Source organism: Streptomyces sp. NPDC014727, assembly GCF_043083485.1.
Classification (GTDB): domain Bacteria; phylum Actinomycetota; class Actinomycetes; order Streptomycetales; family Streptomycetaceae; genus Streptomyces.
The window spans coordinates 44525-55558 of record NZ_JBIBYR010000013.1 but is presented as its reverse complement, the minus strand read 5'-3'; the positions used below and the strand labels follow the sequence as shown (position 1 = coordinate 55558).

11 protein-coding genes and 2 pseudogenes are annotated in these 11034 nt (G+C 71.3%); 4 read left to right on the top strand and 9 right to left on the bottom strand.

All coding sequences use genetic code 11. The features are described 5' to 3' along the window. Positions 1-8: 8 nt before the first annotated feature. Positions 9-194 (bottom strand): annotated as a pseudogene (locus tag ACF1B9_RS21380) (helix-turn-helix domain-containing protein); the annotation flags it as partial. A 417-nt stretch (positions 195-611) separates the two neighbouring features. Between ACF1B9_RS21380 and ACF1B9_RS21375 the strand changes: the two are divergent. The 3 genes from ACF1B9_RS21375 to ACF1B9_RS21365 are packed head-to-tail and all read left to right on the top strand — an operon-like array spanning position 612 to position 1601. Continuing rightward, entirely contained in the window at positions 612-776 is a 165-nt protein-coding gene (locus tag ACF1B9_RS21375; protein ID WP_391743106.1) for a hypothetical protein, read from the top strand. Next, entirely contained in the window at positions 773-1060 is a 288-nt protein-coding gene (locus ACF1B9_RS21370; RefSeq protein ID WP_391743107.1) for a hypothetical protein, read from the top strand. The genes ACF1B9_RS21375 and ACF1B9_RS21370 overlap by 4 nt, the downstream gene beginning before the upstream one ends. Before the next feature lie 13 nt (positions 1061-1073). Continuing rightward, positions 1074-1601 carry an ATP-binding protein gene (locus ACF1B9_RS21365; protein WP_391743108.1) on the top strand — a complete coding sequence of 176 codons (528 nt, stop codon included), beginning with the start codon at positions 1074-1076 and terminating at the stop codon, positions 1599-1601. Between the two features lie 32 nt (positions 1602-1633). Here ACF1B9_RS21365 and ACF1B9_RS21360 read toward each other — a convergent pair whose 3' ends face one another. Both ACF1B9_RS21360 and ACF1B9_RS21355 read right to left on the bottom strand, forming a co-directional pair. Next, positions 1634-2008, bottom strand: coding sequence for a VOC family protein (locus tag ACF1B9_RS21360; protein ID WP_391743109.1), 375 nt, complete (start codon positions 2006-2008; stop codon positions 1634-1636). Next, a complete protein-coding gene (locus ACF1B9_RS21355) occupies positions 2008-2805 on the bottom strand; it encodes a trans-aconitate 2-methyltransferase (RefSeq protein WP_391743182.1) in 798 nt (265 codons plus the stop codon). Before ACF1B9_RS21355 ends, ACF1B9_RS21360 begins: the two co-directional genes overlap by 1 nt. An 87-nt stretch (positions 2806-2892) precedes the next feature. Here ACF1B9_RS21355 and ACF1B9_RS21350 point away from each other — a divergent pair, with 87 nt between their 5' ends. Continuing rightward, positions 2893-3390 (top strand): MarR family winged helix-turn-helix transcriptional regulator, encoded by a 498-nt coding sequence (locus ACF1B9_RS21350; RefSeq protein ID WP_391743183.1) that lies wholly within the window; start codon positions 2893-2895, stop codon positions 3388-3390. On the opposite strand, the pseudogene ACF1B9_RS21345 reads toward ACF1B9_RS21350, so the two are convergent. From ACF1B9_RS21345 to ACF1B9_RS21320, 6 genes and pseudogenes are all read right to left on the bottom strand, one after another. Next, positions 3352-4181, bottom strand: a pseudogene (locus ACF1B9_RS21345) (LuxR C-terminal-related transcriptional regulator); the annotation flags it as partial. The gene ACF1B9_RS21350 and the pseudogene ACF1B9_RS21345 sit on opposite strands and share 39 nt — an antisense overlap. Before the next feature lie 317 nt (positions 4182-4498). Then, positions 4499-5665 (bottom strand): galactokinase, encoded by a 1167-nt coding sequence (gene galK / locus ACF1B9_RS21340; RefSeq protein WP_391743110.1) that lies wholly within the window; start codon positions 5663-5665, stop codon positions 4499-4501. Further along, positions 5662-6642, bottom strand: coding sequence for a UDP-glucose 4-epimerase GalE (gene galE / locus ACF1B9_RS21335; RefSeq protein ID WP_391743111.1), 981 nt, complete (start codon positions 6640-6642; stop codon positions 5662-5664). Before galE ends, galK begins: the two co-directional genes overlap by 4 nt. Then, positions 6639-7682 carry a galactose-1-phosphate uridylyltransferase gene (galT, locus tag ACF1B9_RS21330; RefSeq protein WP_391743112.1) on the bottom strand — a complete coding sequence of 348 codons (1044 nt, stop codon included), beginning with the start codon at positions 7680-7682 and terminating at the stop codon, positions 6639-6641. Before galT ends, galE begins: the two co-directional genes overlap by 4 nt. A gap of 391 nt (positions 7683-8073) precedes the next feature. Next, positions 8074-8769, bottom strand: coding sequence for a LuxR C-terminal-related transcriptional regulator (locus ACF1B9_RS21325; protein ID WP_391743113.1), 696 nt, complete (start codon positions 8767-8769; stop codon positions 8074-8076). 215 nt (positions 8770-8984) lie between these two features. Beyond that, complete coding sequence (locus tag ACF1B9_RS21320) at positions 8985-10925, bottom strand: PQQ-binding-like beta-propeller repeat protein (RefSeq protein WP_391743114.1); 1941 nt, start codon at positions 10923-10925, stop codon at positions 8985-8987. Between the last annotated feature and the right edge of the window lie 109 nt (positions 10926-11034).

The window sequence follows — 11034 nt, the reverse complement described above, 5'->3', positions numbered from 1 at the left end:
GCCTCTCGCTCCTGAGATGAGGCACCGCACGTTTCCGCGAGCACACTCACAGTAGGCACTCTGAGCTTGGCGCGGTCCTGCCAGGTCTCGTACCGGTTCACGGTTCCGACGGAGACACCGGCCCGCTTGGCCACCTCTGACTGAGTGAGACCGACTCGCGTGCGGAGCGCCTTCAGCCCACGAGCGATCTGCATCCGGCCAGCCGGCCCTGCCGAGCCTCGCACAGTCAAGTTGCCCCTCCAACGCGGCGGCTCCTGCCACCGGCTCGTCCCGCGATGCAATCACCAAGCCGAGCGTACGCGGCAGTCAGCACTTCGCTCTCACTCCATCGAGGTTCACCCCTCCGGGGGTATTCCCTCCACAGAGGTATCGGTGATTGAAATTCAATGGCACGGTACCTAATGCACACCCGCCGAGCCTCAGTGGTCGCACTTGGCGACCACGAGCCTCCGCCTCGCCGGACTCGCCTGCGCCCGTTGTGGCAGCACCCAATCCCTCCAACCCGGCGGCCACGCGCGCACCCACAGCCCCGATGGCGGACGCCTCGGCTGGGCCGTGAAGGTCTGCGCGAACTGCCCCGTCCGCCCCTCACAGGAAAGCGAGTTGAGGTCATGACCAACCTCGCCACCCGCGTCACCGGCCGGCTGCGAACCCTGTTCGCCCCACACGGTCGGCCCCGCGCCGAACAACGGCAACGGCGCCGCGCGCTCCGGCTCGCGACGTACGGCATCGACGTAGGACCGCACCGCATCCACGACATGGAGGTGGCCCGGTGATCCGACTGCTGCCCTGGGCCGGGGCGGACGGGAAGCCCTGCTACCTCTCCACGGACGGCACCGGCCCGTTGTCCCGGCTCGCCGACCGGATCGAGCACGCGCAGCTCGGCCTCGCCGGCAAGCTCCTCGATCAGGCACAGGCCGCGCTCTCCGACCCCGCCCTGCACGCCTCTGAACTCCGACTCCTGAACGCCAAGTTGACTGACGCGTTGCGCGACACCCTGCTCGTCGCCGAGAGCCGCGGCGCCCGCCTCGCCCCGGCGGACACCGATGAGGACCGGTGAAGGAGGCGCGGTCATGCCGCCGCTCATCGAAATCGTCCACAACACCCTCGTGTACTGCGCCACCGCTCCACAGGCCCTTGGCCTGGTCTCCTTACCCGGTGGAACCCTCGCGTCGGCAGGCGCGGCGCGCTGTTACGTATCGACGACGGCCCGGTGCTGGGGACTGCCGCCGGACGCAGTGGACGCTCTGGAACTGATCACCGGAGAACTCGCCGCCAACGCCCTGGAGCACAGCGCGAGCCGCTCCATCACCGTTGTGCTGTCCCGCGCCGCCCGGATGGCCGTCGTCGGAGTGCTCGACGAAGGGCAGGGCAGTGCGACCGCGGCGGGCGCGCCATCGCCGGACCGGGAGGACGGACGCGGGCTGCTGATCGTCGATGCTCTGGCCACCGACTGGGGCCAGCGGCGCGTATGCGGCGGTCTCCTCGTCTGGGCCGAGGTCGACACCGACCCGGCGTCACTCCTTGTGATGACGCCACTCGATTCCGACCGCTACCGTGAGGGAGCAGGCCCAAAATCCCGTCCCTGGGAGGAATCATGACCGCCGAGCCGATCGCCGGGCACAGCAGCCGCTCAACGATCTGTAGCGCTCACCGGCTCCAGGAACTCCAGCCGATTCCCCACCGGGTCGTGACTGAAGAAGCGCCGGTGCCCCGGCAGGTCGCCGTCCCAGAGCACCTGTGCACCGTGCGCCTCCAGCCGGGCCGCGAACGCCTCGATGTCCGTGACGCGCAGGCCCGGGTGGGCCTTCCTCGCCGGGCGGAAATCGGGCTCGATACCCAGATGGAGCTGGACCGGACCGGCCCTGAACCAGCAGCCGCCGCGGGACGCGAGCGCCGGGGGCTTGGCGGTCTCCGTCATGCCGAGGGTGTCCACGTAGTACGTGCGCAGCAGGCCCTCCGAGCCTTCCGGGGCGGCCAGTTGCACGTGATCGACAGCGGCGATCATCACTTCTCCTTGCGCGCCACGGCGAAGATGCGGCGGAACGGGAAGACGGTGCCGTGCGGGCCCTGGGGGTAGGCGGCGCGCAGCAGGTCGCGGTATTCGGCGAGGAACGCCTCGCGCGCTTCGGGGTCGTCGGCCAGGGCGGTCAGGACGGGGCGCAGGCCGGTGCCCTTCACCCAGTCGAGCACCGGGTCCTCGCCGTGCAGCAGATGCAGATACGTGGTCTCCCAGACGTCCGCGGTGACGCCGGGGGCCGTCAGCGCGTCGAGGTAGGCGGCGGGGGCGAGCACCGCGTCGGCGTGGCGCAGCTCGCCGCCCAGGCGGTCGCGCCAGCGCGGGGAGGCGGCGAGTTCCCGCATCAGTACGTGGCTGGGCTGGTCGAAGTTGCCGGGGACCTGAAAGGCGAACGTCCCGCCGGGGGTGATGGCGTCCAGCCACGCGGGGAAGCGGGCGGTGTGGTCCGGGACCCACTGGAGCAGGGCGTTGGAGACGATCAGGTCGTACGGCTCGGCGGGGGTCCAGGTCGCGGCGTCGGCCTCGGCGAAGTCCAGGAGCGGGCCCGCGTGCTCCCGGGCCCGCTCCAGCATCTGCGGGGAGTTGTCGTATCCGGTGATCCGGGCGTTCGGCCAGCGGTCGGCGAGGAGGAGGGTGACGTTTCCCGCTCCGCAGCCGAGGTCGGCGATGCGGGGCGCGGGGGCGGACGGGAGTCCGGGGATGCGGGCGAGGAGGTCGAGGAAGGGGCGGGTGCGGTGGTCGGCGTGGCGCAGGTACTGCTGCGGATCCCAGGTGGGTGAGGTCATGGAAGCAGGATCAAGGAGGGATATCTCGATGTCAAGATACTTGAGTCCAAGAGACTTCATGTCGACAGACCCTCTACACTGATCCACATGGAGGACGAGGTCGACCGACTGGTCGCTGCATGGCGCCGCGAGCGCCCCGACCTCGACGTGGAACCACTCGAGGTGCTCAGCCGCGTCTCCCGCCTGGCCCGCCATCTGGACCGGGCCCGCCGGATCGCCTTCTCGGAGCACGATCTGGAGCCGTGGGAGTTCGACGTACTGACCTCCCTGCGTCGCGCGGGCGCCCCCTACCAGCTCTCCCCGGGCCAGTTGCTGACCCAGACCCTGGTCACCTCCGGCACCATGACCAACCGCATCGACCGGCTGACCAAGAAGAACCTCGTCGAGCGGCTCCCCGACCCCAGCGACCGCCGCGGTGTGCTCGTCCGGCTCACCGCCGAGGGCCGCGACAAGGCCGACCAGTCGCTGGCCGGCCTGCTCGCCCAGGAACGCGCCATCCTGAGCCGGCTCTCCACCCAGCAGCGCACCGAACTGGCCGGACTGCTCCGCGAGTTGACCGCCCCGTTCGACAACATCCCCGGCTAGCCGGCCAGGGTCCTGGGTCCCGGTCAGGGACGGACGGACCCCAGAAGCACCGGTTCCAGGTCGACCGGGCCGACACCCGCGCGCCGGGCCAGCGCGACCGCCGCCAGGGTGGAGTGCACGCCCAGCTTCCCCAGCACGTTCTGCATGTGTGTGCGCACCGTGTGCGGGGAGAGGAAGAGCCGCTCCGCCACCGCCTTGCGGCCCAGACCCGCCACCATGCAGCGCAGCACCTCGCGCTCGCGCGGGGTCAGCGACTCGACCAGCTGTTCGCTCTCGGTGCGGTGCTTGCGCGCCGCCGTCAGCTCCCGCAGCACGCCTGTGAGCAGGGCCGGGGGCAGATGCGTCTCGTCGCGCAGTACCCCCCGGACGACCGTGAGCAGCCGTTGCAGCGAGCAGTCCTTGGCGACCCAGCCCGAGGCCCCGGCCTGCAGCGCCAGCGCGGCGCGGACCGGATCGTCCCTCTCGGCGAGCACCACCGTACGCACGGAGGGCCGGCCCGCACGGACCGCGGCGACCAGCGAGATGCCGTCCACCGGACCGTCCTCCCCGCCGCGGGGGGCCGGGACGGGTGCCGGGCGGCCTCTTGTCGAGGCCAGGATGCCCAGTTCGGCGTCGATCAGCATCACGTCGTAGCCGCGCCCCTCGGCGGCGGCCCGTTCCAGACACCGCAGCGCGGCGGGGCCACTGCCGGCCGCCGCCACGTCGACGTCCGGCTCGGCCGCGAGCGCCGCTGCGAGCGACTCGGCGAAAATACGGTGGTCGTCCACCACGAGAACCCGGATACGAACCACAGGCACCCCCATGCCACCTCTGTTGCTGGGCCACCCCCGGCCCGCCGAAGGGACGGAACGGCACGGGTACGGCCGCCCGGATCGGGGAGTTGGACCGCAGCCCCACGGCCGCCGCCGTGTGTGCCGACTGCCACCCGCCCCGGGCGCCGTACCCGGCTGTCTCGTACCCCTGAATCAGCACCGGCCCCCACCGGTGCTGTCCCTCAGCGTACGGCCGGACGGCCGGTGTGGAAGGCGATTCGCAGAACTGGCAGGTCCTGCTCCGCCGGGTGTGGTTCGTGTGCCGTCCTGGGACGGGAGTCACCGCCCAAGGCGCCTCAGGCGAGGCGCCGGGCGCCCGCCGACGGAACGGCGGGGAAGATCCGCGGTGCCGCGTACCCGGCCGCGGCGAACGCCTCCAGGACGGACTTGGCGACCGTGTCCGCCTGCGCCTCGTCCACCAGCACGATCGCCGAGCCGCCGAAGCCGCCGCCGGTCATCCGCGCACCGAGCGCCCCGGCCTCGCCCGCGGCCGACACCACCAGGTCCAGCTCCGGGCAGGAGACCCGCAGATCGTCGCGGAGCGAGGCGTGCCCGGCGTCGAGGATCGGACCGGCTGCCCGGACGTCACCCGCGTCGAGCAGCGCGATGACCCGCTCCACCCGCTCGTTGTCGCTGACCACATGGCGTACATAGCGCACCACGGACTCGTCGGCACCGCTTCGCCCCAGAGTGTCCAGGGCCGCGCCGAGACCGTCGTACGGCAGCTCGCGCAGTGTGCGCAGGCCGAGCGCGGCGGCCCCCGCCTCGCAGCCGGCCCGCCGCTCCGCGTACGCCCCGTCGCCGAGCTCGTGCTTGACCCGGGTGTCGACGACCAGCAGCCGCAGCCCGTGGGCGGCCAGGTCGAACGGGACCTGGCGCTGGGTGAGGTCGCGGGTGTCGAGGTACAGCGCGTGGCCCTCGGTGCAGCAGGCGGAGGCCATCTGGTCCATGACCCCGCACGGCACGCCGACGAACGCGTTCTCGGCCCGCTGACCGATGACCGCCAGCTCCGGGGCACAGAGCCCCAGTTCGAAGAGGTCGTTCAGAGCGAGCGCGGTGACGACTTCGAGCGCCGCGGAGGAGGAGAGCCCGGCGCCGGTGGGGACGGTGGAGGACAGCTGGATGTCCGCCCCGGTGACCGGGTGACCGGCCTCGCGCAGCGCCCAGACGACACCGGCCGGGTACGCGGCCCAGCCGTGCCCCTGGTGCGGGGCCAGTTCGTCCACCCGGAGCCGGACGACTCCGCCGGGCACGTCGGCCGAGTGGAGCCGCAGCTCACCGTCGGCCCGGCGGGCGGCAGCGGCGCGCGCGGTGTGCGGCAGCGCGAGCGGCATCACGAAGCCGTCGTTGAAGTCGGTGTACTCGCCGATCAGGTTGACGCGGCCGGGCGCCGCCCAGACTCCCTCGAGGGTGCTCCCGTACAGCTCGGTGAAGGCGGCGGTCGGCTCACTGTTCTCGGTCATGGGGCGGTGGGTTCCTCTCGGCGGGCGAACGCCCAGGCGTCGGAGACGATTCCGGTCAGGTCCGCGCGCGACGGCGCCCAGCCGAGCCGCTCCCTGGCGGTGGCGGCGGAGGCGACCAGCACCGCGGGGTCACCTGCGCGGCGCGGGGCCGCGGTCTCGGGGACGGGGTGGCCGGTGACCTCGCGGACGGTCTCGATGACCTCGCGGACCGAGAAGCCGTTGCCGTTGCCGAGGTTGCAGATCAGGTGCTCGCCGGCGGTGGCGGCGTCCAGGGCCAGCAGATGGGCCTCGGCGAGATCGGCGACATGGATGTAGTCGCGGACGCAGGTGCCGTCGGGGGTCGGGTAGTCGTCGCCGTAGACGGAGATCGACTCGCGCTGCCCGAGGGCGACCTGGAGGACCAGCGGGATGAGGTGCGACTCGGGGCTGTGCCGCTCCCCGCAACTGCCGTACGCGCCGGCCACGTTGAAGTAGCGCAGCGAGACCGCGGCCAGTCCGTGCGCGGCCGCCTCGCCGGTGATCATGTGGTCGACGGCGAGCTTGGTGGCGCCGTAGGGGTTGGTGGGCGCGGTCGCGTCGGACTCGGTGATGGGGGTGGTGACCGGTTCGCCGTAGGTCGCGGCGGTGGAGGAGAAGACCAGGGTCCGTACCCCGGCGTCCCGCATCGCGGCGAGCAGCGCGACGGAGCCGCCGACGTTGTTCACCCAGTACTTCTCCGGGTCCGCCACGGACTCGCCGACCTGTGAGTACGCGGCGAAGTGCAGCACCCCGTCGTAGGAGGCGTTCAGCCACTTGGCCGCGTCCTGGATGCGCCCCTCGATGAACTCGGCCCCGGCCGGGACGCCCTCCCGGAATCCGGTCGAGAGGTCGTCGAGGACGGTGACCGCGTGACCGGCCTCCAGCAGATGCTGGGCGACCACACTGCCGACGTATCCCGCGCCACCCGTGACCAGGTACTTCTTCTGGGGCTTGCTCACTCGCTCGCTACCTCTCGCAGTCGCTGGGCCGCGGCCTCCGGCGGCACATCGTTGATGAACACGTTCATGCCGGATTCGGAACCCGCGAGGAACTTCAGCTTGCCGGAGGTGCGTCGGATGGTGAAAAGCTCCAGATGGAGCCCGAAGTCCTCCCGTCCGGGGACCCCGAACGGGGCCTGATGCCAGGCCGAGATGTACGGGGTCGGCGGCTCGCCGGGGCCGAAGATCCGGTCGAATCGCCTCAAGAGTTCCAGATAGACCTGTGGGAATTCCATGCGCGCCGCCGCGTCGAGCTCGCGCAGGTCGGGGACGCGGCGGCGGGGGTGGAGATGGACCTCGTACGGCCAGTGCGCCGCGTACGGCACGAAGGCGATCCAGTGCTCGCCGTCGATGACGATCCGCGAGCCGTCCTGCTCCTCGCGGGCCACGACGTCGTCGAAGAGGTTGCGGCCGGTCTCGGCGCGGTGGGCCGCCATCGAGCGGAGCATCAGCTCGGTGCGCGGGGTGACGAAGGGGTATCCGTAGATCTGCCCGTGCGGATGACCGAGCGTGACGCCGATCTCGGCGCCCCGGTTCTCGAAGCAGAACACCTGCTTGACCTGGTCGAGCTCGGCGAGATCGGCGGTGCGGTCGGTCCATGCCTCCAGGACCAGGGCGGCCCGGTCCTCGGTGAGGTCGGCGAACGACGCGTCGTGGTCGGAGGTGAAGCAGACGACCTCGCAGCGGCCGGAGTCACCGGCGAGCGAGGGGAAGCGGTTCTCGAACACGGCGACGTCGTAGTCCGCGTCGGGGATCTCACTCATCCGGCCGTCCCGTGAGGGGCAGAGCGGGCACTCGTCGGCCGGCGGGTGGTAGATGCGGCCCTGGCGGTGCGAGGCGATGGCGACGCTGTCGCCGAGGAACGGGTCGCGGCGGATCTCCGACGAGGTGGAGACGGCGTCGAGGGGGCGCCGGTCGACGGCATCGCGCACGACGTCGTCACGACTGTCGTAATAGAGCAGCTCCCGGCCGTCGGCGAGCGTCGTAACCGTCTTTTTCACCAGGCTCCTCCAAACATAAACAAACACAATGAATCACAAGTCAACAGGTGCGTCAATGAGTCGATCCCGAACTCTGCCCCTGCACCGCTTTCCAGCCCAGCCCAGTACGGCACGGCACGGCACGGCACGGCAGAAGAGCTTCACCGCGAGTCGACCTCAGCAGCGAGGCACTCATATGCGACGGTCAGCGCAATATCGATCAACTGGAATCATGCTGCGGTCAGTCATCGACGGGCGCCCTGCCGTCGATGTCGTGCAGCGCCGCCATGCGTTTCGTCTCGAACCTGGGCCCGGTCAACGCCTCGCGTCACAACGGGCGTTCGGCTGTGCGCGAGAGTTGTCGAAGCGGTTCAGCAGTCGCTGCGGGACCTCGATACGGCGTACCGCGGCATCACGCGGTGCCGTCGGGCCCCTGTTCGCCGAGCGGCACCGCCCGGTCCAGCAGCCCCGTGCGGGCCGCGAGCGCCGCGGCCTCCAGCCGGGAACCGACGCCCAGCTTCATCAGCACCCGCTGCACATGCGTACGCGCGGTGCTGGACGCGATCCGCATCCCGGCCGCGATCAGCCGGGTGTCCTGGCCCTCGGCGACCCGCACCAGGACCTCGACCTCCCGCGGGGTGAGCAGCCGCAGCAGCCGCTGGCCCTCGTCGTCCGGTGCCGCGGCCGGATTGAGCAGTTCGGCGAAGGCGCCCTGGAGCAGTTGCGGCGCCACAGCTGCCTCTCCGGCACGCGCCTTGGCCATCGCCCGTTCGACGCCCTCCATCCGTTCGTCGTGACGGACGTAGCCCGCCGCGCCCGCCGCGAAGGCCGCCGCGATCCCGCGCGGGCTGGGGACCGGCCCGAGCACCACCACGGCCACCTGCGGGCGCTCCCGCCGGATCCGTACGATCGGGTCGAAGGCGCCGGGTTCGGCGGGGGCCGCGGTGCCGAACAGGCAGACCTCCGGGGCCCTGTTGACCACCAGTTCCGCCGCCGCCGTGGTCGGCGCCGCCGCCGCGAGCACCCGGTGGCCCCGCAGCTTCAGCGCCGAGGCGAGCGCCTCGGCGAGCAGTCGGTGATCATCGACCACCATGAGCCGCACGCCCATCGAGCACACCCCCGTAGCACCGGCACCAGGCCCCCCGGCCCGTCCTGACCCGGCAAGCTACACGCTTGTTCGACGTTCCGGACCTGTTACCCGGCAGAAGACCCCCGGAGTGTCGGATTATGTGCCATCCAGGGCTGTCCGGCAGGCGGAAAACGATCGGCCCTGCCGGTCGGATGATCGACCGGCAGGGCCGGGGTGCGGGTACCGCGTGAGGATCAGCCGGTGCCGAAGCCCACGGCCAGGTAGTCCTTGCCGCTCAAGGAGCTTCCGGTCGTCTTGCTGATCATCGTCTGGGAGATGAACAGCCGCCCGGCGGAGTAGAGCATCTCGGAGTAGTCCGAGGAGAAGCTGCTCTCGGCCTCGCGTACGGACGCCTCGCCCGGGTTCTCCATCAACAGGGTCTGCTTGAAGGTGGAGCCGTCGATGGAGACGATCTGTCCGCCCTTGTCGTACGGGGGCGCCTTGTACGCGATGATGTTGCCGCCGTCCATGCGCAGCGGGAACATCGTGTAGCGGTCACCCGCGTCGGCCCGGTCACTGGTCGGCTTGCCGGTGGTGAGGTCGAAGGAGACGATCTCGTTGGTGTCGCCGTAGTCGCCGCCGCCCTCGTGGTCCTCGGTCGGCACGTAGATGCGGTTGTTGCCGACGGCCACCTTCCGGCAGCTCTCGACCTTCGTGGACTGGCAGCGCGCGGCGTACTTCTCGCCGTCCGCCGCGATCCTGGTGAGCAGCTTGCCGGTGGAGGCGTCGATCGAGAAGAAGTCCGAGATGCCGCTGCCGTCACCGGCGGTGTCGCCGACGTCGGCCGCGACGACCAGCGGCTTGGTGGAGACGATGCTCGCGTAGTCGACACCGGGCGGCATCTTGTACGAGGAGAGCGGGGCACCGGTGGTCGGGTTCAGTGCCTGGACGACCAGCTGCGGGTCGTCGTACGTGCCGCACTTGCGGACGACGGCGAGCGCCTCGCCACCTGCGTAACCCATGTCGTAGCAGCCGTCGGCGGAGACCTTGGGCTTCCAGCGCTCGGCGCCGGTGCCGAGGTCGAACGCCACACCGCCCTCGGTTCCGGCCGCGGCGACCGTGGTGCCGCTGAGCGTGATCTCGTCGAACCTGACCGCCGCGTCACCGCTGGTGGCGGCGGTCACCGACTTGGTCCACACCATCTTGCCGGTGTTCAGGTCGATCACGCCGACCTGGTTGCACGGCTGGTACTTCTTGTCCTTGGTCGGTTTGCCCTCCTCGAAGAGGAGGGCCGTCTTGAAGTCCTTGGACATGTGCCGGGAGGCGCCGCAGAGCTGGCCCGCCAGCGGGATGGACCACAGCTTGGTGCCCTTGGTCATGTCGTAGCCGACTATCTCGTTCAGGCCCGTCTTCACATACGCCTTGTCGGTGAGCCACGAACCGTCGACCTTGGTGACGTCGGTGACCTTCGGCTTCGGCAGCTGGAAGGTGACCCTGGACTTCGGGTCCGCCGGTGCCTTCTCCGTGCCGCCGCCGACGGTGCCGCCCTGTCCGCCGCCCTTGCCCTCGGAGGCTCCGCCGCTGGACTGGGACGCCTGGTCCTTCTTGCCGTCATCACCGCCGCTGGAGGCGAACCAGACGCCTCCGGCGACGATCAGGACCACGGCGACGGAGGCGGCGACGATGATCTGCATGCGGGTGGTGAACTTCTTGCCCCCGTTGCCGTTCCCGTTCTGGAGCGGCGGGTACTGCTGCTGCATCGGAGCGGTCGGATAGCCGTAGCCCTGCTGCGGCGGCTGGCCGGGCGGCATGCCTTGCGGGAAGCCGTAGCCCTGCTGCGGCCGGCCGGGCACCGGTGCCTGCGGGTAGCCGTAACCGGGCTGCGGGGGGCCCTGCGGATAGCCGTAGCCCGGCTGCGGGGCCTGCGGGTAGCCGTAACCGGGGCCCGGCTGCTGCGACGGGCCCGCGGGCGGCGGGGTGTCGGCGGGCGGCGGGGTCTGCGGGGCGCCGAATCCGCCCGCCGGCGGGGTGGCCGGCTGCTTGCCGAACGGGTCGGCGGGCGGCGGGGTCGGCGCACCGAACCCGCCCGGCGGGGGGTCCTGCGGGGCGCCGAATCCACCCGGCGGGGGATCCTGCGGGGCGCCGAACCCGCCCTGGGGCGGCTGCTCGTTGGGCGGCTGGGGCGGCTGCGTCATGGCGTACGTACCTCTGGGGGAAGGGAGTCGGTGGGTCGGGGCCGGCAGCGGTCGGGGGTGTTCCGGCCGCTGCCGGTCGTGAGCCGTCGGGCGCCGACGGGCGGGCGCC

What these genes read in the sequence shown, in the direction of transcription:
- ACF1B9_RS21375 (WP_391743106.1), top strand. Translation starts at nt 612, where the DNA reads ATGACCAACCTCGCCACCCGCGTCACCGGCCGGCTGCGAACCCTGTTC.
- ACF1B9_RS21365 (WP_391743108.1), top strand. Translation starts at nt 1,074, where the DNA reads ATGCCGCCGCTCATCGAAATCGTCCACAACACCCTCGTGTACTGCGCC.
- ACF1B9_RS21360 (WP_391743109.1), bottom strand. Translation starts at nt 2,008, where the DNA reads ATGATCGCCGCTGTCGATCACGTGCAACTGGCCGCCCCGGAAGGCTCG.
- ACF1B9_RS21355 (WP_391743182.1), bottom strand. Translation starts at nt 2,805, where the DNA reads ATGACCTCACCCACCTGGGATCCGCAGCAGTACCTGCGCCACGCCGAC.
- ACF1B9_RS21350 (WP_391743183.1), top strand. Translation starts at nt 2,893, where the DNA reads ATGGAGGACGAGGTCGACCGACTGGTCGCTGCATGGCGCCGCGAGCGC.
- galK (WP_391743110.1), bottom strand. Translation starts at nt 5,665, where the DNA reads ATGACCGAGAACAGTGAGCCGACCGCCGCCTTCACCGAGCTGTACGGG.
- ACF1B9_RS21325 (WP_391743113.1), bottom strand. Translation starts at nt 8,769, where the DNA reads ATGGGCGTGCGGCTCATGGTGGTCGATGATCACCGACTGCTCGCCGAG.
- ACF1B9_RS21320 (WP_391743114.1), bottom strand. Translation starts at nt 10,925, where the DNA reads ATGACGCAGCCGCCCCAGCCGCCCAACGAGCAGCCGCCCCAGGGCGGG.